The sequence below is a fragment of the Sphingomonas sp. genome, from assembly GCF_003248515.1.
Lineage (GTDB): Bacteria > Pseudomonadota > Alphaproteobacteria > Sphingomonadales > Sphingomonadaceae > Sphingomonas_I.
In genome coordinates this window covers 1-23,428 of record NZ_QFOB01000024.1, presented here as the reverse complement: position 1 = coordinate 23,428, position 23,428 = coordinate 1, and the positions used below count along the sequence as shown (strand labels likewise).

Sequence of the window (23,428 nt, the reverse complement as noted above, 5' to 3'; positions counted from 1 at the left end):
ATCGGCCTTGGAGAGCGTCGAATCCACCAAGCCGGATGCGACGTCGAAACACTCGTCCTGGCTATGTGTGCACGTCAGGCAGATCCCTTCGGCGATGACATCGCCCTTGCATTCGGTCTGACCGCACGGCGCGCGCTCGGTAACAGTCGTCTCTTCGCACACTAGGCAGTAGAGCTTTGGTCGTCAACTGAGCAAGGCGGGGCCAGTCGTCCTGCCAATCGCGGTTCGACGCGAAATAGCAGTGCGGGCACACATAGCCCCGCCGATCGTCATCATAGCCGAAGAAGCGCTTGGCCTCAGCGGGCTTCAGATGACGGATGGCGGTGGCGATCTGTCGCAGGACGTGGTTTCGGGCATTGTCGACGAAGCCGAGCGAGGCGAATTTGCTCTCGTCCTCCAATTCGATCAACCGTTGCGCCCACGGGACCTCCGAAAAGAGCGCTTCGATCGCTGTCAGCAGCGTCTTCACCACCTGCTCGGGCGTGAACGTGCCCGGCGCCGATGAATGCATGATCTTGTTGCGATCGCGCCTGACTTGTTCCCAGAACGTCTTGAACGGCTCGTCCAAGGGAGAGGCAACCACACTGTTATGGACGGGTATGAGGTCCGTGGCGTCGAGCGTGCGAAATTCACCGAACGAGACCGGCCCAGTGGCGGTGCCCTTCGGCCAATCCTTCGGCCCACCAATCAGGAGATAGGGCGATACCGCCGCGATCCGACCCTTGAGCGCCAGCTCCATGCCTTGCTGGATGAGGCTGTACGCGTTGGCGAGCGCGGGCTGCGAGCGCTGCCAAAATTCCTCAACCGCTTCCTCGGGCGTTTCGTCGGCCAGCTTGTAGTACGTTGCACCATCGTAATCATGCACCGAGTCCATCGCGATCTGCCACGCCAGGTGAACCTGCTTGAGGCCGGCGGCATGAAATTCGCCGGCGGTTGGGATGTCGATGATCATGGTCAGGATCGTATCGAAGCCCCCGAATTTCGGCCAGCATCTTTTTAGCGGGAATCACAGTTATCGCTAATTACATCGTTGGCAAGCGGCGCGTAGTGGGGCTTGCTCGACGATGCTGGCCTCAAATCGCCAGATGTGGTATATCGTCGAGCGCTTGCCACATCCGGAGTAATGCGACTCATGACAGTTCAAGTGAACATCACCCCTAACGGACGCATGAGCCTCCCCGCGAGCATCCGCAAGCGCTTGGGTCTGGTGGGCGGCGGCGCGGTGCTGCTGGAGGAAACCGAGGACGGGGTGGTTCTTAGGACCGTTCATCAGGCGGTGGCGCGAGCGCAGGCGATCGCCAAGAAATATGCCGGGCATCCGGACGCATCCGTGGACGCTTTCCTCGCCGGCCGCCGGACGGACAGCGGCGAGTGACGGAGGCGGTTCTCGATGCCTCCGCCATCCTGGCCCTGCTGAAAGGGGAGCGCGGAGGAAGCAAGGTCGCCGGCGTGGTGAGTGAGGCGGCGGTGGGGGTCTTCAATCAGGCCGAGGTTGTGAGCCATTTCGTTCACCTCGGCGCTCCGCTTGACGAGATCAGGGCGATGCTGGGTGCCTTGCCCTACACCGTCGTGCCCGCTGACGAGGCGCTGGGTTGGGAGGCGGGAGCGCTGCGCGCTGCGACCAGCGCGGCCGGGCTGTCGCTCGGCGACCGCTTCTGCCTGGCGCTTGCAAAGCGGTTAGGGGTCCCAGCCTTTACCGCGGACCGCGCCTGGAAGGATGTGGCCACAGACGTTGGCGCGAAAGTGGTGGCAATCCGCTGACCCCGGCCGCCTCGGATCAACCATTCATAAAGAGACAAAGGCCACTGATGCGACAACCGCCGGACGAAGCGCTCGCCTCCGCCTTCGCGCAATTGCTCGCTGATGACGGTCAGGACGAGAACGACATTCAGGCCTTCCTGGAACAGCATACCGAGCTGCTCGACACGAGCCCCTGGCTGCTGAACCACCGCCTCCATATGAACTGCGTGATTGCGAAATTTCCGATCGCTGGGCGCACCGCCGACTTCGCATATCTCACAAAATCGTCCGATCGCTGGATCTTGGTGCTGGTCGAGATCGAGCGCGCCAACAAGTCGCTGTTCACCACCAGCAGCAAACACGTCGGCAGCTCCTCTGCGTTCAACGAGGCACTCGCCCAGACAGCGGTCTGGCGCGACTATTGGGAACAGCACCAATCCGAGGTGCGCGAGCGTCTCCTGCCACTGCTCGTTCCTTCTCCCATGGCGCGCAATCGCATCGAGCTGCGCCGGGTGCTGATCATCGGCCGCTCGACCGGCAAGGATTTCAGCCAGGCACAGCGCGACCGGATCGCCAGCATCGAGGAGGATCAGAAGATCAAGATCCTGACTTATGACTCGCTTCTGCGCAGCTACCGGTCCGGATGGGGCGAGAAGAAATGCGTGCTGTCGCCGCGCTCGACCGGCTATGCCATCAAGCGGCTGGACGGCTTACCCAAGCTGCTCTTCGCCTATGTCCTGCCCGAGCACCTTTCGGTGCCGGTGCCGATCGAAACACGGCTGAAGGCGGAGGGCTACCAGATGGACGCCTGGCGCAACAATCAGCTGCTGCGCTTCAACGAGAAATGGGCAACCGAGCCGACCGACGAGGAAGCTGGCGACGTACACCCCGCAGTGCTCAGCGTCATCCGCGCGGCCGACCGAGCCCGTCCGTCAAAGGCGAAGCGGCGGTGAGCAGCCTGCGCTCGATCGAGCTCGGCCTGGTCGACGAGGTCTTCCGGGGCGGCGAGAAGGGTTATGTTCTCGATTTCTCAAACCGGACCTTCAGCGAGTTTTTCGTCCGCGAGCTCGATATCGACATCGACGCTCCCCAATATGCCGTCGACGGGACATCGAAGGCGAAGCGATTGCGCTGCTTTCTGGCGCAGGTCGACGACGGCACCGCGGCTCGGACGCTGCGCGTTCTGTGGGAGCAGCGTGAGGCGCTCCGTGGGCGCGGGACGCCGGATCCCATGCCTCGGGCAGCCGCTCAGATCGCTGGGTTGATCGCCAAACTCGAAGGCTCCGCTCCGCCGATGCCCGCCAACGTCGTGCCGTCGCCGATGCTCGACGCAATCGACTTTGCCCGGCTGCGCGACCGGCTGCTCGCGATCCGCGACCTCGAGGCGCATCGCCGTGGCTATGATTTCGAGCGCTTTCTGACCGACCTGTTCGACGCCTTCCGGCTCAAGGCGCGCGAGCCGTTCCGGCTTGACGGCGAGCAGATCGACGGCAGCTTCGAACTGGCCGACGAAACCTATCTGCTCGAAGCCAAGTGGCTCAACCGCAAGATCGGCGTCGCCGAGCTACATACCTTTCACGGCAAGATTGAGCAAAAGGCTTCTTGGGCCCGGGGTGTCTTCATCAGCTTCGGCGGCTTCACCGACGAGGGGCTTCGAGCGTTCGGCCGCGGAAAGCGCGTGATCGGAGTTGAGGGCAAGGACCTATACGATGCACTCGATCGCGGCATCGGGATTGACCGGCTGCTCGCCCTCAAGGTCCGCCGCGCGGCCGAGACCGGCGAGGTGTTCGTGCCGATTAGCGATCTTTCTCCGTGAAAGCCGGCCGGTGCTGAGATAGCCCCGTTTCAGCCGGACAGGTACAACATGGCCGCCAACGACATGCAGAAAATCGACAGCCAGATTGCTATCTGACCGACAATGTGAAGCACGAACCCGATCCAGCTATAGCGCCGCCGGAGAGCAAGGCCGCTTGCGACTGCTACAAAGAAGGCGATCACGACGGGTATTGAGATGGAAGGCGATCGCCTCAGGCTCGTATCGATGATCGGCATCAAGCCGAGAGCCATCACCAGCATCCATGAGAACCCGAACACTGCCCGATCAGCCATGTCCAGCTCAGGCGTTTCGCTTTCTACTTCTATTCGCCCCAGCTGATTTCTCGTCATTTGGCCGTGTCCTCAATGCCTTGTGAACAAACCTCGAACCTAGTATGTTTGAACGGTTCGGAGGTTCTTATGCTGACGCTGGATACTGCGACATTCGCGGCAACCAAGGATAATCCTGGTGGCCCTGTGATGCTCCTTGTAGATGATGGCGTCGAGCCGCACGGCCCCGTGACCGACGCCGACGGCAACGTGAGCAAAGCGAGCGCTGCTGCCTACCTGGTGGCGTATGCGATCTTGGCCGGCTTTGTGGGCTACCTCATTTTCGCTCTTTAAGGCGGCGGTCATTCCCGCAGCTTCGGATCGTCGAAGAAGCCGCGATTGTGGTCGCGGTGGACTTCCTGCTGCACACCTAGAGATCCCTGCACGGAGCTGGCCCGCGTCGCCTGGGCCGCTGTCCGATCATCGTTGAGCCTTGCTTCTCCGCTTTCGATCACCGCCTGCGCCGCGCGGGGATTGCCTCCGGTCGGAGCTGATGGGATACCCGATACGCCAAGCGGGCGGTACGAACCGGCGACATCCGCTGCGCTGTCGACGCCTGGTCTATCGACCTGGACAAGGTCTGGCTCATGCAACTTGCCGGCAATCTCCTCCCGAATGGAATCCTGTTTCTCGCGCATCCAGCGTGTCACCATCTCCTGCCGGACGGCGCGCTGATGGTCGCTGAGATCGGTCGCCCAGAGCGCGGGGGCGTCAAGGCCCGGGTTCGAAGCCTGCTGCGCGCGATACCATTGCGCGAGATCCTGGCTCATATTCTCGCTTAGCTGCATGCCATGTGTTTCGGCGTAACTGGCGTCGCGCGACAGCTGCTGCGACAATTCCTCGAGCTTGCGTGCTGTTTCAGTGTAAGACCGGGCCCGCGCCAGCGCCTGCTCGTGGGTCAGCGAGGAACTAGATGAGGTCGACGCGCGGCTGAACACGCCTGAGCGTTCATAGGTACCGTCAGAAGACGTGGCGCCCGTTCCATTAGCGTGCTCGTCCCGCACCCCACTGCTTGCCGTGCTCGAGCTGTCCGATGATCGAGTATCTGACGTGCCGTGACGTAGGAAGTCGTTCTGCTGACCCTGCGCCGAAACGCTGCCGCCAACGCCTGGAAGGCGCCCGAGAACCTTGCCGATCCCGCTCCGGCCGCCGCCGCCACTGCCACTGCCACTGCTAGAACCGCCACCGCCCACTCCCGCCGACAAAGATCCTGTCACTTGGTTGAGAGTGCCCGCGGACCGATCGTGGCCGTTCGAGACCGTCAGGCTCTGGCCCGTCGACGACCGATCCTCCAGCCCCTGCGAACTACTGCCTGTCGTGCGGTCGAACTGCTCGATCGAGGTGTTGGCCGCGCGGCCACTGCTCGAATCCCATCCCGACGATCGCTCGCTCGACGTGCCGTAAGCGCTGCGGTCAGTTTTGGTCCAGGTGAGCATCTCCTGCGCCGCGTTGTCGTACGCTTGGGATTGACGGTGGGCCTCGCTGGCCATCTGCCGCCACTCCGCAACCGTGCCGGTCGTGGCGGTCGGGGTGAAAGAAAGCCGCGAGATGGCGCCGCCTGTATCGAACACCTCCTGGCCGTTGCCGAACCCGTTGATGAGCGCTCCGTTATCTTGGCGCCACCCGATGCTCGCCGCGCCCCCCATGAAGCTGGGGGCAGTTGACCATTGGTCGGCCTGCCGCATGTTCGAAGTCGAGTTCGCCCAGCTGACATTCCCGTAGGAATAATTGCCCGTCGTCTGCTCCAGCGCGGCCGCCTCCGCCGCGTTTTGCGCCGGGGCCAGCATCGATGTTGCCTGCCCGGCGATCGACATGGCACCGCGGGCTAGGCCGGCCGCGAGGAATGGGATGCTCATCAGCATAAAGCCCGCGATCGTCGCCGTCTCCCCGTTCACCGCTCCGATGCCGGCATAGCTCCCAAGCGACATTCCGCCGCCAGCCACGCCGTTCGCCGCGCTTTCGGCGCGCGTCATGCAGATCATGTGAAGGATGACGTAAAGCGGGCCCCAGGACGCGAGATAGAAGAATCCCATCGCATAGCCCTTCAGCGTCCCCAGCCCAGTTTGGGGCAGCAGGAACAGCGGAAAGATGACGGGGAACATCGCGAAGAACACGACAGTGAGCACGATGTTCAAGATCGGAACCCAGGCCATGGCCTGCTGCGCGATCGAGTTGTAGGTGTTGCGCGCTTGAACGTCGGCGCGTGTCTGCGCGAAGGTATCGATCGTTGCCGCCCCGCTCCCGCCAGCCATCGAGTTGCGTGCCTGCATGAAGGCATTGATCGCCGTGTTCTGCCGCATGACGCCGATGAAGTCGTCGCCGGATCCCGTGAACGCCGAGTTCACGATCGGCACGTCGTGCTTGAGCTTGGCGGCAGCGACCGCGTTGCTGAGCTTGGGATAGACCTCCTTTGCCCATGGCTCGGCATTGGCCTCGATCATCCCGGCCCACTGGCCGTTGAGGCTGTCATAGGCCTGTCGGCAGGTGACGATGAAGTTCTGGACCGTCCCATCACCCTGGCGCTCCAGCCACTCCTGCGACCGCGCCTCTGAGCCGGGTCCGATGGCCGCCCATAGGTCCGTTGCCCGCGCCAGATTGGTGAGGGACTTCTGGTAAAGCATCACGTCGCCGAAGAGGCAGTTCTTGAAGTGACTCTCGAGGTTCGTCGAGAACTCGGCATCTCGGATCGCGAAGTTGCGGGTCGCGTCGAACAGCCGCGCACCATAAACCATTCCGTTAGTGGTGTAGTTGAGCTCGCCGGGCATCACGAAGACGGTCTCAGCGGTACGCGTGAGCCAGTCGCCGATTTGCGTTGTGAAGCTGGCGAGGACGCCCAGTCCGAGAGGTACGTTGGCGACCGTCGCCGGCGCGAGGCTCGGATTGATACGATCCGTGACCTTCACGTCGATCGTCGGCACCATGAGGCACAGATAAATGCCGGTCGCCTGCAAAAACCAGTTCATCCAGGCGCGGAAGTTGAGGGTGAAGGCGACGACGAGCAGCGAGTATGTCAGGCCCATGACCATCACGACCCGGATGAGCGACTTGTAGCCCCCTCCCCCGGCCCACGCTGCCACTGCATTGAAGGTGTTGACGAGATACTCGCCCCCGCCGACGGTGAAGACTTCGAGCACGCCGCAACCCTCCCCTCCCGCGCCTAGAGCAGGCCCTGCGCGTTCAAGCCCCGCGAGAAATTGAGCGCCGAGGACATGCCCGGCGTCATGCTGTTCTGCAGGGTCGATTCCAGCATGATGCTCCGGTTGATGATCTGCATCGTCACCTGGAGCTTGTTGCTAAGCTTGACGTCGCGCTGCGCGAACTTGGCGCGCGTGGCGGCGATCTGCTGGCGCCATTGCCCGGCCGTCTCCTGGTCCGCAGTCTGGTAGAAGACCTTCGCCTGCTCGACGCGGTCGAGCATGTTGTCGAGCATCGCGTTGAGAAGGTCGACCGCGACGATCTCAGAGAGCGTCTGAATCTCGCCGTCGGTCAACGCATAGTGGGCATAAGCCTGCACCGCGAGAATCTTGTAGATCGGCACGGTGGCCATGTTCAGGAGCTGCTTTTCGGCCGCGTCGAGCGCCGTGTCACTGCGGATCTTCGAGCTCATGCTCTTGATCATCGTCGCGATCCGCGGCCGAAGTGCACTCGCCTCGGGCACGCTCAACGTCTGGTCGGACACGTCCGTGCAAAGCTCGTTGTTGCACTTCAGGATCTTCACCTGGGGCGCACTGGCGGTGCCGTCCAACAGCGCCGTGACGACCGCCTCTTCGGCAGGACCGTAAATCACCACCTTCGGCCCCTGATCGCTGCCTGTCGGGGGCGTGGTGACGATCGTCCCGACCAGCGTCATCACATACTCGGAAAACGCCTGGTCAAAGGCACCGAATTTCGAGGATTTCTTCAGCGCCTCCCAGGTATAATTATGGGGATCACCGACGATCTGCTCCTTCATGTGAGGATCAGTGTTGCCGGCCAGCGTCCCGTCCCGTTGACCGCCGTTATTGCAGCCCTGCCGGGAAGCGGCCCAGTCCGAGAACACGCCTTGGCTGTTGCCGACCGCCTCGCAAATCGTCGACCGGGTGGTTTCCATTTGAGGCCAGATGCCCCCGACAAGCGCCTGAGCCGTTTCGCAGCTCGAAATGTTCATCTGGTTGAGGAGCTGCGCCTTCTGGCTGAACTCGTCCATGACCTTGCCGATCTCGGGCGACACACTGTCGATCGCCAGCTTGAAGGCAAAGCCCAGGGCGTTGTTGGCGGTCGCCTTTAACATCGCCACAATCTCGCTGGCGTTGATGAAGCTGAAGGACCCAGAGAACAGGTCGATGCCGCCACAGCCCGCACGCGCGCTCGGTAGCTGCAGGTTGAAGGGCGATACGCTCTTCTGCGGGAAGCGTGTCCACACGTTGCCCAGCGAATAGTATCCGGCCGACTGTCCCTGAAAGGCCGTTGGCCCGGTCACGTTCGCGGCGCCGCCGGCGTCGTTGAAGAAGCCGTTCATCTCCGAGGCGACATCGGCGCGCGCTACGCCGATCAGCGCGAAGTGGGATGCGGCGACCAGGGCCAGAGCGGTGCCGGCGCGGTGAGCCAGCCTCCCGAGCAGTCCCTTCTGTCGAGAGCCGGGCATCAGTAGTCGCTCCCCACTTTGGTGTTGGTGAGCATGAAGATGCGATCCATGATCTCATCTGCGCTCAGGATGCCGTAGCCGACCGGGATCGTTCGCTTCGTCGCGGTGTCAAACAGAACGAGGGCGGGCGTTTCGTTGCCCGAAACACCCATCCGCGCCCGCTGCCCGGAATCAACGACGTAGTTCGGAAAGTCCCGGCTCGGGCCCCCGTCCATGGACACAGCCATCACCGCCATGCGGTGGCTGTCGGCGACCGAGCGCAGGATCGGCGCGAACACCTCACAAGCGCCGCAGCTTTGCGCGTAGAAATAGAACAGGCCGTATCGCTGGCTGAGGTTTGTGAGGACCTGGTCGCGATCGGCCTTCCGGTTGTCGAGCCATGTCCGCTTCGCCACCGTGTTGACCGGGCGCTGTAGCGTGTAGTCGATATCCGGGTTTTGCCAGAGGGCGCGCTGCCAAGTGTCGGAGAACGTGGATGCGCGGTCCAGCTGCTCGCGCTGGAAGCGCACATAGGCGATGACATTCGCCTCCGATGGATCGAGGATAGCACGCGCCTTGAGTTCGTCCAGTTGCCGCGTGATCGCGGCGAGACGCTCGGCCGCGCTCGGTTCAGGCGCCGGCGGCTGACTATTGACCGTCTCGGCCGGCTTCGGCCTCGTACAATAGAACCACTGGCCGAGCCTGCGCTCGCCGCAGTAGAAATCGTCACCGCCACCCAGAGCCTCGACACTATCGTCGGCTCGTCCTGCGTCCTGCGCCCGCAACGGGGCAGCTACCGGCGCGACCGTCAGCAGGACCATCGCCAGCGTTGCCATCTTCGACATGTCTATCGTCCTTCCTCGGGGTCAGCCGCACCATCCTGGGATTGCGCGGGGTGGTTGGATGGGGTGGTCGGTGGCCTGTCCCAGGCCGCGATGTGGAGGCAGCAGTCGATCGGGGCCGTGGAGGAGGAGGCGGCGCTGCAGGCCGACAAGGACCGAGCAGGCGAGGTTTGGGCCTGCCCTACGGGGCCGGGTAGCATTGGGCTAGCAAGCAGGGATGCGATCATCGCCGGCTCAAAGAATGCGAAGCCCATGGTCCAACTCTCCTTTCGATAAGCGCAGCACGGACATCATCAGGGCGACGTCGATCAGCCGGGTTCCCTGATCCAGCATGCGGATGATCCCATTCATCAAAGGTCGCGCCGCACTCCGGCCCTCCTCGGTGGCGCGAAAGCAGTGGCTCTCCTCCGCGACCCAGCGGTTGGCGAGCATGTGCTCGATGGGCGCGGCAGCCGAAGTCGGATCCACCGCGCACTCGAACCATTCGCCGATCACGTGGCAGATCTCCTCCAAGCCAGGAGCTCGCCCGGCGCGGAACACGCACATGAAGATCGCCAGTTCGAACACCGTCATCTTCCAGTCGCAGCCGGGAGAGTCAGCGGTGCGCGGATCATTCGCCACGGCCGTCATGTCGATCACCCGGTTCTCTGATCGTCATGGAGTGCCTCCATGCAGGTCGTAGTAATTCTGAATCTTCGCCTGGATTTCGGTCATCGTCTGGACCTCATCCGGCAGCTTCGCCGCGTCGAGAAAGTCGGCGTAGACTTCTGTGAAATCCATCCTCGACAAGTCGAGCAGCTGAAACTCGGCGATGGTAAAGCCCTTGCATTGCTCGGACTTCGGGCTGCCCCAAGGCTTGTTGAGCTGGGCGCGGCCCTGTTCTTGCAGCACGCGGCTGAGCTTGCTCTCGAAGCAGCAATAGGCTGTCTTCTTCGTCTTGCAGATGCCCAGAAAGCTGGACGAGCACCACGTTCCGACCTTGTGGCACAGCCCCATGCGGTCCTTGATGTCGAGCTTCATCTCGTCCTGGGAGCAGGCGAACAACGCGAGGAAGGGCGTGGCGAGCGCTGCGATCGCTGCGGGCCCGCCGGCAAGCGCCGCCCCACCGGCCGCCAGCGTCAACGCGCCGGACACCTTGCCGGCGCAGCAATTGATGAGGCCGAAGACCGGCTTGTGACAGGTATCCCGCGTTCCGGAGAACACCGTCAGGTTGTTCGGATCGAACCCCTTCGAGGCGTCATCGATCGCGTGAAGCGCGACAAGCGCGTCCTTGAACTCTGTTGATGCCTCGCGCGTGATCGGCTCGCAGTCGCCGTTTATGCAGTAGACATCGTTGCCGCAGATATATTGCGGCGCATTCGAGGTAGGCGCGTCCGGTGTCGGACAGCGGTAGACCTTCTCCTTTACCTTGCACTCGCCTTGCTGCGGGTCGTCAAGGCACTCCTCGCGCAGAAACGTGCACTGGCGATTTCCTTCGAGATTGCCGCAATCGTTACCCTGCGAAAGCCGATGGCACGAATACTGCCGCTCCCACTGCCAGCAGGCCCGCGTGACGGCCACGCCGTTGATGGTGCGCGTGGTCGGCTCGCTGTCGACGCAGGTCTCGGAGGTGAGTTCACAAGTCTGCCCTGAGGTCGCGCCGATGCAGATGCCCTCGTCCCGATGCTCGTTGATGACCTGGCCGACAGTTTCGATCGTATACGGCCTGCCTGTGACCGCGGCGCTGTCGCACTCGTAAGTGATGATCTCGCCTTCGCGAATGTCCGGTTCGGTGCAAAAGCGCGGATTCCCCTGCAGGCAGACGTCGTACATGACGGTCTCGCGCGAGCGCTCGCGACAGACTCCGTTGGCGACGGGGGCGTTGAACGCCGGAACACAGCGGCGGCTCCGGTTGTCGCCACCCTGCGCGGCCGAGCGCGACCAGTTCTCGCAGGTATAAACAAACTTGTTCACGCCAGGCGTGACATCGACCACCAGTGGCACGCGGCACACCGGCGCCGTCTCGTCGACCTTGGTGCCGGTGTTGCAGGTCGCCTCGTAATAGCCAGCCGCGCCGGATCCGGGCGGCAGCGGCTGACACTGGCCACTCTCAGAGCCGATATTCTCGCCCTGCAGGTATGCCTCGGGATCATTTTCGACCGTCGTCGCGCGATTGGTGGTTGCGAGGATCTCGGCATTGCTGAAGGTGGCCCGTGTATGGTCTGGATCGGTCACAGTCCGATAGGAATCATTGGTGGAACGCTGAGCGGTTCCTGCGGCGACCAGCGCGTCCGGATCTTCGAAATAGGTGCTCTGAGGCTGGCTGGTGCCGGTATAGCCGGGCACGGCCGCGGCTTGAGCATCAGACGTCGGTACGAGGCTCTCGTCCTGCCGCTTGGCGTTGCCGAGGGCTTTTCCCTCCTCGCGCGCCTGCTCAACCGTCATCTGCTGAGCACCGGCAGGGCTGGCGACCAGGGAGACGCCGACGAGGGCGGCCACAAGAGTCCGGAGCATCACCGGCGCCGGCTCCGCGCGAGGTTCGCGAGCGCGACTGAAGCAATCCGGGCCCCTGGGCCATTCGCATCGGCGAAGGTGCTGAGAGCATAGTCGACCGTGACGTTGCCCTCCATGCGGTCATGGGGTGGGACCTTGCTTTCGCAGGAAAAGCCGGCGCACAGATCGAAGGTCGACGACACGGCAACATAGGTCGGGACCGCCTGTACGTTGAATGCGCGGAAGAGGCGCGGATCGATCCCGATGTTCGGCATGTCGTCCTTCTGAACGACCTGCCCAAGGCGGCTGACGAACTCCTTGGCCGAGTTGTTCGGGAAGCCGCGGAAGACGACAACGCCCCCGGCCTTCGCTGTGTCGGCGATCAGCTGCTTGAGCGAAGCCGGCGGCATGGACAGGCTGGCGAACACGATGAACTGCGGCGCATCTCCGCCCGGCACATTGGCATTCTTCGCCGCACCCTGGACCAGCTCGTCGAAGTCGATCTTGCCGTCCGGTCCCTTGGGCAGGTCCGTCGCTGCGACCCGCTGCATGTTGTCCATGCCCGATTTGCGAACGACCGTCGCCTCTTCGCGGAATTCGTCACCGCGGTCCTTCACCTGGTCGACGAAAGCCTGCGCCTCCGCAGCGAGGTCCGCCGCCCTCTTCTTGACCGTCTGCACGTCGAGCCCGTCGACGGTTTGGGCCAGTGCCGAGAGGCCGGCAGTGGCGAGAAGCGCGGTGATGCCGAAAGCCAAAAGGCGCATGCTTCCCTCCTCAGAACACGCAGCAGTTGCGTTTGCGCCAAACCAGGTAGCCCATGTCCTCGCCACCGGCGGGGAAGGCTCGGCCGGCATCCGGCGGCATGGTCGATGCGCCGATCGCGGAACAGGCGAAGCGCCCGCTGACCGTCGGTATCGGGTTCACCATCTGGAAGCGGTATTGCTGCTTCCGCATGATCGGCATGAGGTATTTCTTGCAGAGTCCCTCAGACCCCATCGTCCCCCACGCGAGGCCTTCGCGGTGCATCTTGTAGGCGAAGCGGGACAGCGCCAGGCGGGACGACTGGACATGCCCGATCGACGCGGGGATGTTGCCGTTGAGTGGATACATGCTGCCCTGACAGCCCGCGCACCAGAACAGAGCGTCCAGCGGGAGCGCGGCTGTTCCGGCGATACAGTCGCCCGCGCAGGCCGCCTGGGCGATAGGGTTGGCGAAGACGATCGCCTCTGGGTTGATGATCGCGGTGAGGGAGTCATCCTGCCAAAGCGGATCGATCTCCGTCATATAGGCGATGTCGAACGACGCCTGCTCGAAGCAGAGGAAGTCGGTCAGGATCTCCATCCAGTATAGGAGCGGATAGACGTACCAGTGGACATGCCATTTGGCCGTGCTCTGCGACCGCCCACCGACCATAGACGGTCCTGCTAGGTAGCCCTGGCCGATGTCGAAGCCTGGCGCGATGCGCGTGCCTCCAAGATTGGGGAAGCACCAGGGCTTCATCGTGACGTCGGCGAGCCTCACAGGCTCCCAGAACCCGACGGAAATGCCGATGCGCGGGAGCGGATCGGCGCAGGCACAGATTGGCGAAGCCGGATTGTTGGTGTCTGGCCGGCTGCCCGGCCAGATTTTCGCCCCGCCGATCGACAGCGGGAAGAGGCATGACCAGCAGACGTCGGTGATCGGGTTGACGAACTTGCCGGTGCAGGTCGGCGCCGCCTCGGCGCGTGGTGTCAGCGCCACCGTAACCGTCAGCAGGGCGAGAGCGCCCAGAAAGGCTCGTAGCCAACGCATTAGCGCCCCTCCCCCATCCGCTCGAGGAAAGCGTTGTCGGCGGCATTCTTCCGGTGAAGGTAGAGCCAAGTGTACAGCCCGGCTGCGACGAGCAACGCCAACGCGAGGCAGGGCGCCGCGCGTCCCAGTATGGCGTGGACCTGCGCAAAGAAGGCTGTGACGAGGGCGAGCGAGAGGCAGAGGGCCTGCCACAACAGGCGCATGCGGCGCAGTGCCCGCGTCTCCGGAGCCGCCATCGGCGTCCGCAGCAGATCGAGCCACAACGGCATCAGCTGCGGCCTCCGGATTTGAGGACCGTTTCGGAAATCTGGAGCAGCTTGCCAGCCTGCGAGACGACGGCCGGAGTATGGCGGATGCCGAACTTGCTGGTGAGGCGACCCTCCTGGTCGAAGAAGAACCGGCGCTTACGCGTCGTCATGGACTCGATCGGCGAGCCGTTGACGAAGATGATCTTCGCGTTGAGCTCGGTGAAGCGCTCCGTCGCCCAATCGACTTGCCCGGCGTCGTCGCCGTCGACGAAGACCAGGGTCTGGCGCATCGACACGAAGTCGAGCGGATTGATCCTCTGGCCGGCGGCGGCGATCAATTGCCCCTTATGATCCCGGATCTCGCGCTCGAGCGTGATTGTCGGATCATAATTCCAGGTTCGCGCCAGCTCGGCCGGCGAAATCCCTGCCACTGGCGAAGGCCGCCTGACCTTGGCTTCCGCTCGCTTAGCAAAGGCCGCGTTCACGCGGTCCATCTCACCAGTCGCCTGGGCTCGCTTGAGCCGGGTCTCGATCGTCGAGAGCAAGTCTGCCTCGACGACCGGATATGTCTGCCCCAGTTGACCAAAATCCCGTGCCTCGCCCCGCTCGGATCCCGTGAGCAGCACAGCCACGCCCAAGCTGGCGATGCCGGCGAGCGGGGCCAACAGGCGGATCACAGGATCGCCTCCCCGGTTCCCACGATCTGTCGCTGACACGCGAAGCCGATCGCGGCGTAACGGGAGTCGAAGCCGTCCTTGTGGGGCGTACCGACATAATAGCAGCCGGCCGGGATCACGCCGCTCGGGCCGATAGCCAGCGCCTCGCCCAATTTCGTTTTCGGCTTTGTGTACGCGACGACCCGACCGTTGACAGTGACAGCGCTATGCCAATGCGCAACAACGTCTCCCGGCATGCCGTAGACGATCTTCCCGAACAACTGCGGCTTTGCGCCGAAATGCGCACGCACCAGATCGCTCGCCGGTGGGTCGAAAAAGACATACTCACCACGAGCCGGCAGTTTGTTGCGATGGATGATGAATGCCCAGTTCGGCAGTGAGTCTGTCGTGTTGATCAGCAATGCATGATCGTCCCGCCAGTCGCTGATCGCGCCCAGAATGAAGCTGCCGACGACGAAGGCTCCCAACAGCCCCCATAACCGCTTGCGCGGCCGCCATGCTGGCGCAGGAGCGCTATTGGCCGTTGCCGCCATCTTGGCCTCCAAAGGTCGAGATCGAAGCACCTGGGACGCCAGCCGGTGCCGCTGGCATTCGACCGGGCATCGCCGGCTGCGCGCCAAGGTTTTGAGGCGCGGCAGCCATCGGGTCGATCGTGGCGGCAGGTCCGGCAAACAACTGGGGTGCCGCCGCAGGCGCCATTTGCTGCTGGAGCTGCTGGAGTTCTTGCGCGCTCGCCTGCCTGGGCGGATGCACCCCGCTCGCATACACAGCCTTTCTGAGGCTGTCGGTGATGTCGGGCACATTCTTGGTCAGCACCGCCTCACCGACCAGCACCACCTGGCCGCTCGCACTGCGGCGCTGGAGTTCGTGGTCGAGGGACGACATGAAGGCGCGCATCTCGGCCTCGACCTGGGCAGGCGGCGACGCCGACCGGGCCTGTGCGGACACATACTCGCCGACGATGTTGGACAGGCTCGCCTTGACGATGTGTTCCTCGCGTGGGGCGATGAGCGCCTTCGTGACCCACATCGACCAGACCAGCGCCAGGATGAGTGTGAGGCCGATCAGCAACTGAGCCCTTGTAAACCCGGCGAAGCCGCGGCGCGCGCGGGAGGCCGCGGCGGGTGCGGACGCAACGACAGGCGGGGGAAGGTCGAGTTCGGGCTGATCAGCCATTGACGTTGCTCCGCTTGGGGTCGCGCGAGGGCAGGATGCTGTTGCGGCGGAACACGATGATCGCGGTGGCAAGCAGCATGTGCGCGACGACGAGGACGTGCTTGAACGACTCCACGCGCGCCGCATCGGCGGCGACATAACGGCTCGCCATATTGTTGAGCTGGTGCATCATCCCGTCGAACGAGAGACCGCCGATCGCGAGGAAGAAGAGGACTAACAGCCCCCAGGTCATGAGCAGGGTCGAGGCGAGAAACCCTGCCATGTGGAGGTAGAAGTAGAGCAGGAAGCGGGCGTCGATCTTACGCCTCTGCGCGGTGGTGCCGGGTTCGGCTTGGGCTTGGATCGTCGCCATCGTTCACTCCGCCGCGATCGCCGCCGGATCTTCGGCGGGCGTCGCCCATTTCTCGGGGTTGTTGGGAAACGCGATCCGCTCGATCGCCTCGTCCATGGTGAGTCCGTCCGCGACCATCTCCTCGATGGCGGCGAACGTGCGGGGGCTCGACGAGAAGAGCGCCGCGGAGAAAGGGTCGAGGACAAGTCGGCCGACGGCCAGGGTATCCGGCCCCTTGATCATGATGTCCGAATATTCGAACCCGTTGCGCTTCAGAGACCGGAGCAACGCGTCCGTGTAATCATCCATCTCGAAGCGATCGTGCTTCTTGAAGTCCGCGATCGTCTCTGGCTTCTGCTGGAGGATGACGAACCAGTCGCTATTCTCGAGCGCCGCGATCGAGCCGGCTGATTTGTAATAGTCGTTGAGCGATTGCGTCGCGGTGACCAGCGAGGCGCCATATTTGCGGCAGGTGCGCGCATAGGTCTCGATGAAGTCCGCCATCGCCCCACCGCGCAGCATCTGCCAGGCTTCGTCGAGGAGCAGCGCCTTGGGGATCGAGCGATCGACCTTGCGCATCATCTGCTGCGACATGAACATGATCGCCGTCAGGACGACGCTGCGGAGTTCCTCGCGCGACGACAGGTCGGACAGCTCGAAGACGGTGAGCTGCGCCTGCAGCTCGAACGAGACCTCGCCCTTGAAGAACTTGCCGTAGGTGCCCGCACTGGAAAACGGCATCATCGCGATCGCAAGGTGGGATGCCAGCTCGTTGCCGGTATCGTTCAATGCCGCGATGACGTCGTCGATCGAGCCGTTCCGGCCGCTGGCCTCCCAGACCCGGTTGACGGCACCGTCGATCAGGCCTCGTTCGGTGTCGGTCAGCCGGTCGATGTGTCGGGACATCTGGTTCACGATCGCCTTGAGCATTGCCATGCAGTCGAGAAGATAGTCCTCGTCCTCGGCCGCCTGCCGCTCGTCGATCATCGAGAATGGGTTCAGACAGAAGCCGCTCGACATCGTGAATTCGACGAAGGCGCCGCCTTGCAGCTTGGCCGAGTGCTCGAACGACCGGCCATCGTCGATCACGACGACCTTGGACCCCGCGCCGCACAGCGATGCACATAGCTCCTGCAGTGCGACGGACTTACCGCTGCCGCTCTTCCCGAATACCGCGACATTGTGGTTGCCGGCGGCGTTCTCGAACGGGCTCCAGAAGAAGGGCTGGCCGCGCCGCCCGATCAGCAGCAGGTGCGGCGTGTGACCGCCCAGATATTCGCCCTGGATCGGCGCAAGGTTTGCCGCGGTCGTGCTCAGCATCGTCCGCATGCGCTTCATGCGCTCGAGATCCCGCGAGAGGCCGTTCGCCATCGTCATGGGCATGGCGCAGAGCAGCCCCATGACCTGCAGATAGCGATCGTCGAGCAGGTCCCATCCCGCTGCCCGGTAGACGGATTTCAGGATGCGTTCGTTCGAGTCCCCCCTGCCCTTCGGGGAGAAGGAGGTGACACTGTAGAACAGGCGCACCAGCTTGCGCCCCTGTCGGATCTCGTCGTTGACGAACTTCCACTCCTGCGACTGATCGCGGAGCTGGGGCAGGAACCGGGCGGACTTGGAGTCTGCCAGGCTCGTGGTCCGCATGAACTTGAAGCTGGCTTTGTTGTTGGACGCCTGCGGATCGGGAAAATCCAAACAAAGGTTCGTCGCTACCGGGCACGGCATCCGCAGCTTGTCGGCAAACATGTCGCCGATCAGCCGTGCGCAATCCCAAGGCGCCCAGCGCTGCGGCAAATTGCGAACCGAGAAGGAGCGCACGTCGAAGACGTCGGGGTAGATCTCGCCGATCTCTGGCGCACCATCGACCTCCTTGCCGGTTGGGCGGAAGCGCTCCGTCCGCAGCAGGATCCGGTCCGGATCGACGCGCATCTCGATGTCGCGCCGGACCGCCTGGTCGGCGATCGGGTCGAGCGGGTTGTAGCTGACCACGTCCTCGCCTGCCGCGGTGGTCGGCGAGGTGATGTCGTCGATCCAGCCTATCAGCGCAATCGGGTCCATCTTACGCGCCGAGACACCGATCGAGCCGAGCACGGAGACCAGGCCGTCCATCACGGCGACGATCTCCTCGTTCGAAACGCTCGAGCTTTCAGGTGTCGAATAGGAGATCGCGACGCGATGGTTGCGCAGACAGAATGGCGCGTCGGCCGAGAGCGACTTCCAGACCCCTTCGGTTAGGAAGTCGACGCGATGCTTGGCCATCCGCTCGTAGACGCCGCTCGCGGAATAGCGTGGCAGATACCATTTCGAGAGCCGCTCGCCGACACGCGGACTCATCCAGTCGTGGAACTGCAAACAACCCGGCGCTGGAATCCCTTCCGAGAGAAACTGGGTGAGTATCTCGCCAGTGCGCTCATCGGCCCCGACCAAGGGCGAGACCTCGATTACGAAGCCGCGGGACGAGGAGTTGTAGAAGATGCCGGTCTTGGGATCGTAGCTCCGATACGGCAGCCAATGGGCGAGCATCGGCACCGCCAGATCCGGCCGCTGCGCATCCGGGCGCTTGCTGTCGCCAAACACCCCTGACAGCAGGTTGTCGAACAAGCCGGGCTTGCCGCTCATCTCACTTGTCCTCCGGGACGGACGCCGGAAAGCTCGCGGCGCGAATGGTGGGGCTGGTCAGCGGCTTCAGGCCCGGCGTCTCGGTGCTAGTCGCAGCATCCTGCGCCGCGCCCTCCAGGCGGGCTTGGGCGTCTTCATAGGCTTGGCTCGCCTTCACGCGGGCCATCGCCTCGACGCCCGAGCTGGCCTTGCCGACACCTTCCAGCGCAGCGCGCTTCGCGTCCGGCGTCTGCGATGAAGTCTGACTATTCACGGCCGGCGGCGGGGCCGCGGCGCCTCGGGCGGGGTCCAAAGGAGGCTTGGCCTCGACGCCGCCGGGCGGCGGAGCCAAAGCCGCCGCTGCGGTCGTCGATGCGCCCGAAGACACTCGAGCATCATCGGAGACAGCTACGTTCGACCGGGCGGTGCTCCGCTCCGGCTTCGCTGTCAGACGCTTCGCGACGTCAGCCTTGATCGCGGCAACCGGGTCCGTTCCTCGCGCGCGAGCCGCAGCCACAACGGCGGGATCTGGCAGATTGGGATCAAACGCGGCGACATCGACCGTACCCGACGCCTGACGATCGACGGCCTCGACGAGGCTCAGCTGCGCAGGCTCGGCTGTTGCGGCATTGCGGTCGGGGATGGGTCTTGCGTCGGCGAGCGCCTGTGCCTGCCATTCGGACTGCACCACGGTGTGAACCGCGCTGGCCTCGTGGAGGCGGCCGCGCTCGTCGACATAAGGCTGGAAGACGATCCGAAGCACCTTCTCCCGCGTGCGGGCCGCGGCCGGTTCGCCGGCCGCGACCGGGGCCGGCGCGAGCGCGGTACGGGTTGCTCGCGGCGAACGTGGCGCCTGATATGGTCCGGCCGGGATCATCACGTCACCTGCCTCGCCCGAGATCATCGCCAGCGCGCGATCGTCGATCGTCGAGGAGGGCGCGCAAATCCCGTCGGGCGCTTGGCACGAGAAACTGCCCTTGACGTTGCCACCGAGGGTCGCGCACCCCGTCATTGCCAACAGGCCTGCGACGCACAGGGCGGAGCGGCACGAGCGTACGCGGGCGCTCACGACCGCGCGTCCTTGAACCAGCTGAGCAGGAACTCCTTGGGGCGATAGCCCTCGAGGACCGCGCCATCGCTCCGGACGATCACCGGCGTCCCGGTCAGGCCATGCTTGTGTGCGAACGCTTCGTTCGCGTCGAGGCCGGAGGTATCGCACGACGCGCCGCCCTTGAACGGTTCGCCTGCATAGGCGGCGTGGAGCGCCTCCTCCCGGTTCTTCGCGCAATAGACGCGATCGGCGATGTCGCGGCTACCCAGAACGGAGATAGGCCGCTCCACGACCCGCACATTCATGCTGCGCAGCACGTTCGTAAGGGCCCGGCAGTAGCCGCAGCGGAAGTCGGTGAAGACGGTGACCGTCTGCCCCGCAGGATTGCCCCACACTATCGCGCCGTCCTTCGGCAGGCCATCAAGCGAAAGGGTGGCGGGCCGAACCGGGAGCGACGCCTTCTCGACCCGGCCCTTAGTCGGCGAGATCGGTGATTCTTCGTCTCCCTCCGCCGCGGCGGCATTGGCTTTCGCAGCCCCGCCCACCAGCATATCAGGATTTATTTCGAGGAGTCGGGCGGCGGTGAGATCCTGCCGCGTCTCCATGTCATAGACCCGGCCGATGATGAGGTAGCGGGCCTTGGTGTCGACATAGAAGAGGTTCGCTCCAGCGGTTACCTCGCAAAGCCCCTTGACCTTCTCGCAGTCGACCTTGGTTAGCGGCGTCTTGGGCAGCCTGGTCTTCAGGAGACTGGCCACCTCTACGCTGCCCGGGCTGGCGATCTGTGCAGCGACGGCAACGCTGGCGACTCCCACGAGCGGCACGGCCAGCACCATCATGGCTTTCGGTGACAAGCGCCGGCGCAGACGATCAATTCCGAACATAGACACCCTCCAGGAAGACGATTTCGACATCGATGCCGGTCGGCATCTCGATCACCGGCTGATATTGCTCGGCGCGCTCGATCAGATATTTCGAGACCATGTCCCCGCTCTGGGCGACGCCTTCCCCGAACCCACCTTGAGCAATGTCTCCGAGCCCGAGCTTCTGACGCTGACCGTTCACGGTCACGTTGGGCTGCGTCAGGAAGGAATTGGCGTTCGCCGAAAAGCCGCGCCCGAAACCGCCGACCAGGCCGGCGATGAACGCTTGGCTGACGAGGCCGCCTTCCCGAGAGACGACCCGTCCACGCACGCCGGTCTTGCCACCGAAGGCGATGAAGCCTTTGACCTCGGAAACCGCATAGCGCCCGCCGGGCTGCGGGCAGGTCATCTTCTGCAGCTTGACGTAAACCTTCTCGCTCGAAAGCTCCCCGCGCGCTGCGCCGTTGATGAGGCAGCCCTGGATCTTGGTCGTGAGGAGCTTGCCGTTCTGCAGCACAGATCGCGCCGGACCGGTGATGCGCAGTACGACCGGGAGCGGGTCTGTTTGGCTATTCACTCCGGCTGCCGCATCGACGCCGACGATCACCTTGGCCGAGGCAAAGCTGTTGGGCGGTAGATAGTTCGGACTATCAGTGTAGACCGTGTTGCCCTTTGCAACCTTGGACGCGGTGCCTGCGTCGCCCGTCGAAAAGCTGACCATCTTGACCTCGGCGGACCGGCCCACCGGCATCGCAGCGGCTGCCGCCGCATCGGGTCGCTGGTACGCCTGTGGCCCATTGGGACCATACATCGCCGAGGGGCCGGGGGGAGGCGGAGGCGCCGTCGGGCGCTCATTCAGCTGCTTGCGAAGCTGCTCGTTCTCCGCCTGATACGCCGAGAGCACCCGCTGCCCATCGGCCTGCATCGCCTGGTTCTGGCCTTTCAGCGCTTCGATCTGCTCAGCGAGGTTGTCGACGCGCGCCGTCTGGCCATTCACCGATTTGAGCTGGTTCTCCGTCGAGGCGAAGCGGTTTTCCGAGAGTGCCATCCACTCCTGCTGGGAGAGATTGCGATTGACGAGATCCTTGGTGGAGACCTCGACTTTCTCCGCGTCGTCGCCGTCCGCGGTCTTTGCGCCGTCGTCGCTGCTGAAGATCCAAAGCGAGGAAAGGAGCAACCCCACACCACCGGCGCCGGCGAGCAGCATCCGCTGCTTGCGGCGAACCGCTTCGTTTCCGGCGAGCTCGCCGCCGACCGGCGAGACGCTCTCCCCTTCGGCCTCGTCGAGCGGCTTGCGCTTACGATTGAAGATGTCCGCAAAGGCCATGGTTTACCTCACGTTCTGGGAGACGAGGTAGGCCGTGGTGACCTTCCCCGGGGCGAGCCTGGGCTCGGCGATCGAAACGGCGAGCGCGCTGGCCGGCGCGACCGTGCGTTCCGTCAACTCGGTCGGTGCATCGCCGGTGTTCTCGATGCGCAGCACCTTGCCGGTGAGGTCCTGGCCGCGATATTCCGCGATCATCTGGACCTTCAGCTTGCCCACGTAGACCGGCTTCAGGGCCCGTTGGCGCATCTCGTAGCCGTCCGCGACGCTATTCGAGTACATGGCCTGAACAAGCTCGACCGCCGCATCCTGCGGGCCGGCAGCGACCTGCTGTGGCGATGCCTCGGCCGCCTTCTCTTTGGCGATCGCGGGATTCGACACAAACACCTGGGCGGCCTGATCTCCGGCGATCCGGCACACAAACTTGTAGACGTAGCCACGCTTGGTGGTGCCGAAGAACGACAGCGCCGGACGATTATAGCCCTCCGGCACGCTGAGGTAGATGTCACCGCGCACCGGCTCGTTTACGACCGAGAAGTCGTCCTGCGGGTTACCCGTCGAGATCTTCGACACGCTAGCGAACTCGTCCTCGACGAGACTGATGCGGGTCAAATCCTTGGCGGACGCCTGGCAGTCCACCTGCGCGCTGTCAGCGGCCATGATCGTCTGATCGGCCCACGCCGGCGGCGCGAACAGGAAGACCGCAAGCGTCACCAGGCAAGCGCCGATCATCCGGCTCAGGATGCAACTGATCCGAGACATGAGGATCGTGCCAGCTGCGGCGCTGCCTAAGGCATAGATAGCCGTCATTGATCTTGCTCCTTGCCGATACGGACCATGCCGAAGCCGATCAGGCGCAGAGACAGGCCCTGGTACTCCCAGTCGTAGCGGAAGGTCCGGCGCTCATTCGAAATCACCTTGTTTCCGACGATGGTGTGGAGCTCCCCGGTCACCTCGGACCGAAGGTTCTTCGGATCGATTTCCATCGACTGGATCGTGAAGAACTGTGAAATCGAAGAGCCACGCTGCTCGTTGACGATCTTGAGAAGATCGCCCTTGATCTTGCCCTGGGCTCTCGGCGCGGTGATCGCGAGTACCGAGTTCATCCAATATTCGAGGTTCTGCGGGCTCCGGTCGAGCGTGAGCACGACGACGTCACGCGTGATCATCTCGAGATATTCTCGGGACACGCCGGCGCTGCTGACCGTCACGGAGGAGCGAAGAACGGGTTGCAGCACGATCTCGCGGTCGCGCGAGATGCCGAACAGGAGGAGGAGCGCCGTCAGCCCAGCGAGCCCCACTGCGACAATCACCAACAGGTTGCGCTGCTTCAGAACGCGCTGGTTGTGCGCATGGCTGTACGAAAGGTCCATCTTACCCCGCCATCAATCGGAGGTACGAGGGTGGCGTGGCTCTCAGGCCGGTGAAGCCGGCCGGAAGATGCCAATAGGCCAAGTGAAGCAGCCAAGATGCTGCACGACCCGCTTTCGCTTTCTTAAGTCCCCACCAGCCGGCGAACGCTGCCGCCATGCCAATAAGGATGTGCTGGGTCATGATCCCCCAGACGAAG

At 63.7% G+C, this 23,428-nt stretch carries 26 protein-coding genes; 5 read left to right on the top strand and 21 right to left on the bottom strand.

From position 1 onward, the window contains the following. Nucleotides 1–61: 61 nt before the first annotated feature. Nucleotides 62–952, bottom strand: coding sequence for a hypothetical protein (locus DI605_RS20955; protein WP_293977648.1), 891 nt, complete (start codon nt 950–952; stop codon nt 62–64). A gap of 180 nt (nt 953–1,132) precedes the next feature. Between DI605_RS20955 and DI605_RS20950 the strand changes: the two genes are divergently transcribed. Genes DI605_RS20950 through DI605_RS20935 form a run of 4 tightly spaced genes read left to right on the top strand, consistent with a single transcriptional unit; the run spans nt 1,133 to nt 3,556 of the window. Continuing rightward, nucleotides 1,133–1,375 carry an AbrB/MazE/SpoVT family DNA-binding domain-containing protein gene (locus tag DI605_RS20950; protein ID WP_126001901.1) on the top strand — a complete coding sequence of 81 codons (243 nt, stop codon included), beginning with the start codon at nt 1,133–1,135 and terminating at the stop codon, nt 1,373–1,375. Next, the gene (locus DI605_RS20945) at nt 1,372–1,761 is read left to right on the top strand and encodes a type II toxin-antitoxin system VapC family toxin (RefSeq protein ID WP_126001902.1); all 390 of its coding nucleotides are present in this window, start codon (nt 1,372–1,374) and stop codon (nt 1,759–1,761) included. Before DI605_RS20950 ends, DI605_RS20945 begins: the two co-directional genes overlap by 4 nt. Nucleotides 1,762–1,808: 47 nt before the next feature. Next, nucleotides 1,809–2,693 (top strand): Shedu immune nuclease family protein, encoded by an 885-nt coding sequence (locus DI605_RS20940; protein ID WP_126001903.1) that lies wholly within the window; start codon nt 1,809–1,811, stop codon nt 2,691–2,693. Then, nucleotides 2,690–3,556 (top strand): restriction endonuclease, encoded by an 867-nt coding sequence (locus tag DI605_RS20935; RefSeq protein WP_167301448.1) that lies wholly within the window; start codon nt 2,690–2,692, stop codon nt 3,554–3,556. Before DI605_RS20940 ends, DI605_RS20935 begins: the two co-directional genes overlap by 4 nt. Before the next feature lie 29 nt (nt 3,557–3,585). On the opposite strand, the gene DI605_RS20930 is transcribed toward DI605_RS20935, so the two are convergent. Next, the gene (locus tag DI605_RS20930) at nt 3,586–3,906 is read right to left on the bottom strand and encodes a hypothetical protein (RefSeq protein ID WP_126001905.1); all 321 of its coding nucleotides are present in this window, start codon (nt 3,904–3,906) and stop codon (nt 3,586–3,588) included. A gap of 69 nt (nt 3,907–3,975) precedes the next feature. On the opposite strand from DI605_RS20930, the gene DI605_RS20925 reads away from it, so the two are divergent. Further along, nucleotides 3,976–4,179 (top strand): hypothetical protein, encoded by a 204-nt coding sequence (locus DI605_RS20925; RefSeq protein WP_126001906.1) that lies wholly within the window; start codon nt 3,976–3,978, stop codon nt 4,177–4,179. Nucleotides 4,180–4,187: 8 nt separating this feature from the next. Here DI605_RS20925 and DI605_RS20920 read toward each other — a convergent pair whose 3' ends face one another. From DI605_RS20920 to traL, 19 genes are all read right to left on the bottom strand, one after another. Further along, nucleotides 4,188–7,019: a conjugal transfer protein TraG N-terminal domain-containing protein gene (locus tag DI605_RS20920; protein ID WP_293977643.1), complete on the bottom strand. Its 2,832-nt coding sequence runs from the start codon at nt 7,017–7,019 to the stop codon at nt 4,188–4,190. Nucleotides 7,020–7,042: 23 nt separating this feature from the next. Continuing rightward, nucleotides 7,043–8,443 carry a conjugal transfer protein TraH gene (locus DI605_RS20915; RefSeq protein ID WP_037448255.1) on the bottom strand — a complete coding sequence of 467 codons (1,401 nt, stop codon included), beginning with the start codon at nt 8,441–8,443 and terminating at the stop codon, nt 7,043–7,045. A gap of 65 nt (nt 8,444–8,508) precedes the next feature. Beyond that, nucleotides 8,509–9,333 carry a conjugal transfer protein TraF gene (locus DI605_RS20910; RefSeq protein WP_167301447.1) on the bottom strand — a complete coding sequence of 275 codons (825 nt, stop codon included), beginning with the start codon at nt 9,331–9,333 and terminating at the stop codon, nt 8,509–8,511. A gap of 231 nt (nt 9,334–9,564) precedes the next feature. After that, a complete protein-coding gene (locus tag DI605_RS20905; RefSeq protein ID WP_241213493.1) occupies nt 9,565–9,960 on the bottom strand; it encodes a hypothetical protein in 396 nt (131 codons plus the stop codon). Between the two features lie 24 nt (nt 9,961–9,984). Continuing rightward, nucleotides 9,985–11,823 (bottom strand): conjugal transfer protein TraN, encoded by a 1,839-nt coding sequence (locus tag DI605_RS20900; RefSeq protein ID WP_208413792.1) that lies wholly within the window; start codon nt 11,821–11,823, stop codon nt 9,985–9,987. Further along, nucleotides 11,823–12,566 carry a type-F conjugative transfer system pilin assembly protein TrbC gene (trbC, locus tag DI605_RS20895; protein ID WP_126001910.1) on the bottom strand — a complete coding sequence of 248 codons (744 nt, stop codon included), beginning with the start codon at nt 12,564–12,566 and terminating at the stop codon, nt 11,823–11,825. The genes DI605_RS20900 and trbC overlap by 1 nt, the downstream gene beginning before the upstream one ends. A gap of 10 nt (nt 12,567–12,576) precedes the next feature. Continuing rightward, nucleotides 12,577–13,593 carry a conjugal transfer pilus assembly protein TraU gene (traU, locus tag DI605_RS20890; RefSeq protein ID WP_126001911.1) on the bottom strand — a complete coding sequence of 339 codons (1,017 nt, stop codon included), beginning with the start codon at nt 13,591–13,593 and terminating at the stop codon, nt 12,577–12,579. Continuing rightward, nucleotides 13,593–13,862: a hypothetical protein gene (locus tag DI605_RS20885; protein WP_167301446.1), complete on the bottom strand. Its 270-nt coding sequence runs from the start codon at nt 13,860–13,862 to the stop codon at nt 13,593–13,595. The genes traU and DI605_RS20885 overlap by 1 nt, the downstream gene beginning before the upstream one ends. Continuing rightward, on the bottom strand, nt 13,862–14,518 hold the full coding sequence (gene traW, locus DI605_RS20880) for a type-F conjugative transfer system protein TraW (RefSeq protein WP_126001913.1): 657 nt from the start codon (nt 14,516–14,518) through the stop codon (nt 13,862–13,864). Before traW ends, DI605_RS20885 begins: the two co-directional genes overlap by 1 nt. After that, nucleotides 14,515–15,051: a S26 family signal peptidase gene (locus tag DI605_RS20875; RefSeq protein ID WP_126001914.1), complete on the bottom strand. Its 537-nt coding sequence runs from the start codon at nt 15,049–15,051 to the stop codon at nt 14,515–14,517. The genes traW and DI605_RS20875 overlap by 4 nt, the downstream gene beginning before the upstream one ends. After that, nucleotides 15,032–15,694, bottom strand: a complete 663-nt coding sequence (locus tag DI605_RS20870) for a type-F conjugative transfer system protein TrbI (RefSeq protein WP_126001915.1) — start codon at nt 15,692–15,694, stop codon at nt 15,032–15,034. The genes DI605_RS20875 and DI605_RS20870 overlap by 20 nt, the downstream gene beginning before the upstream one ends. Next, a complete protein-coding gene (locus DI605_RS20865; RefSeq protein ID WP_293977635.1) occupies nt 15,687–16,046 on the bottom strand; it encodes a hypothetical protein in 360 nt (119 codons plus the stop codon). Before DI605_RS20865 ends, DI605_RS20870 begins: the two co-directional genes overlap by 8 nt. Nucleotides 16,047–16,049: 3 nt before the next feature. Then, on the bottom strand, nt 16,050–18,641 hold the full coding sequence (gene traC, locus DI605_RS20860; protein WP_126001917.1) for a type IV secretion system protein TraC: 2,592 nt from the start codon (nt 18,639–18,641) through the stop codon (nt 16,050–16,052). Nucleotide 18,642: 1 nt separating this feature from the next. Beyond that, entirely contained in the window at nt 18,643–19,689 is a 1,047-nt protein-coding gene (locus DI605_RS20855) for a TraV family lipoprotein (RefSeq protein WP_241213490.1), read from the bottom strand. Next, complete coding sequence (locus DI605_RS20850; RefSeq protein WP_126001918.1) at nt 19,686–20,555, bottom strand: DsbC family protein; 870 nt, start codon at nt 20,553–20,555, stop codon at nt 19,686–19,688. Before DI605_RS20850 ends, DI605_RS20855 begins: the two co-directional genes overlap by 4 nt. Next, entirely contained in the window at nt 20,542–21,861 is a 1,320-nt protein-coding gene (locus DI605_RS20845) for a TrbI/VirB10 family protein (protein WP_126001919.1), read from the bottom strand. Before DI605_RS20845 ends, DI605_RS20850 begins: the two co-directional genes overlap by 14 nt. 3 nt (nt 21,862–21,864) lie before the next feature. Further along, entirely contained in the window at nt 21,865–22,668 is an 804-nt protein-coding gene (locus DI605_RS20840) for a type-F conjugative transfer system secretin TraK (protein WP_126001920.1), read from the bottom strand. Continuing rightward, nucleotides 22,665–23,231 (bottom strand): type IV conjugative transfer system protein TraE, encoded by a 567-nt coding sequence (locus tag DI605_RS20835; RefSeq protein ID WP_126001921.1) that lies wholly within the window; start codon nt 23,229–23,231, stop codon nt 22,665–22,667. Before DI605_RS20835 ends, DI605_RS20840 begins: the two co-directional genes overlap by 4 nt. A 1-nt stretch (nt 23,232) precedes the next feature. Continuing rightward, nucleotides 23,233–23,428: type IV conjugative transfer system protein TraL (gene traL, locus DI605_RS20830; RefSeq protein WP_293977627.1), on the bottom strand; the 196-nt coding region annotated here is incomplete at its 5' end.

Excerpts from the sequence above, each read along its gene's own strand:
- DI605_RS20955 (WP_293977648.1), bottom strand. The coding sequence starts at position 952 with ATGATCATCGACATCCCAACCGCCGGCGAATTTCATGCCGCCGGCCTC.
- DI605_RS20950 (WP_126001901.1), top strand. The coding sequence starts at position 1,133 with ATGACAGTTCAAGTGAACATCACCCCTAACGGACGCATGAGCCTCCCC.
- DI605_RS20940 (WP_126001903.1), top strand. The coding sequence starts at position 1,809 with ATGCGACAACCGCCGGACGAAGCGCTCGCCTCCGCCTTCGCGCAATTG.
- DI605_RS20930 (WP_126001905.1), bottom strand. The coding sequence starts at position 3,906 with ATGACGAGAAATCAGCTGGGGCGAATAGAAGTAGAAAGCGAAACGCCT.
- DI605_RS20925 (WP_126001906.1), top strand. The coding sequence starts at position 3,976 with ATGCTGACGCTGGATACTGCGACATTCGCGGCAACCAAGGATAATCCT.
- DI605_RS20910 (WP_167301447.1), bottom strand. The coding sequence starts at position 9,333 with ATGTCGAAGATGGCAACGCTGGCGATGGTCCTGCTGACGGTCGCGCCG.
- DI605_RS20905 (WP_241213493.1), bottom strand. The coding sequence starts at position 9,960 with ATGACGGCCGTGGCGAATGATCCGCGCACCGCTGACTCTCCCGGCTGC.
- DI605_RS20900 (WP_208413792.1), bottom strand. The coding sequence starts at position 11,823 with ATGCTCCGGACTCTTGTGGCCGCCCTCGTCGGCGTCTCCCTGGTCGCC.
- trbC (WP_126001910.1), bottom strand. The coding sequence starts at position 12,566 with ATGCGCCTTTTGGCTTTCGGCATCACCGCGCTTCTCGCCACTGCCGGC.
- traU (WP_126001911.1), bottom strand. The coding sequence starts at position 13,593 with ATGCGTTGGCTACGAGCCTTTCTGGGCGCTCTCGCCCTGCTGACGGTT.
- DI605_RS20885 (WP_167301446.1), bottom strand. The coding sequence starts at position 13,862 with ATGCCGTTGTGGCTCGATCTGCTGCGGACGCCGATGGCGGCTCCGGAG.
- DI605_RS20875 (WP_126001914.1), bottom strand. The coding sequence starts at position 15,051 with ATGGCGGCAACGGCCAATAGCGCTCCTGCGCCAGCATGGCGGCCGCGC.
- DI605_RS20870 (WP_126001915.1), bottom strand. The coding sequence starts at position 15,694 with ATGGCTGATCAGCCCGAACTCGACCTTCCCCCGCCTGTCGTTGCGTCC.
- DI605_RS20865 (WP_293977635.1), bottom strand. The coding sequence starts at position 16,046 with ATGGCGACGATCCAAGCCCAAGCCGAACCCGGCACCACCGCGCAGAGG.
- traC (WP_126001917.1), bottom strand. The coding sequence starts at position 18,641 with ATGAGCGGCAAGCCCGGCTTGTTCGACAACCTGCTGTCAGGGGTGTTT.
- DI605_RS20850 (WP_126001918.1), bottom strand. The coding sequence starts at position 20,555 with ATGTTCGGAATTGATCGTCTGCGCCGGCGCTTGTCACCGAAAGCCATG.
- DI605_RS20845 (WP_126001919.1), bottom strand. The coding sequence starts at position 21,861 with ATGGCCTTTGCGGACATCTTCAATCGTAAGCGCAAGCCGCTCGACGAG.
- DI605_RS20840 (WP_126001920.1), bottom strand. The coding sequence starts at position 22,668 with ATGACGGCTATCTATGCCTTAGGCAGCGCCGCAGCTGGCACGATCCTC.
- DI605_RS20835 (WP_126001921.1), bottom strand. The coding sequence starts at position 23,231 with ATGGACCTTTCGTACAGCCATGCGCACAACCAGCGCGTTCTGAAGCAG.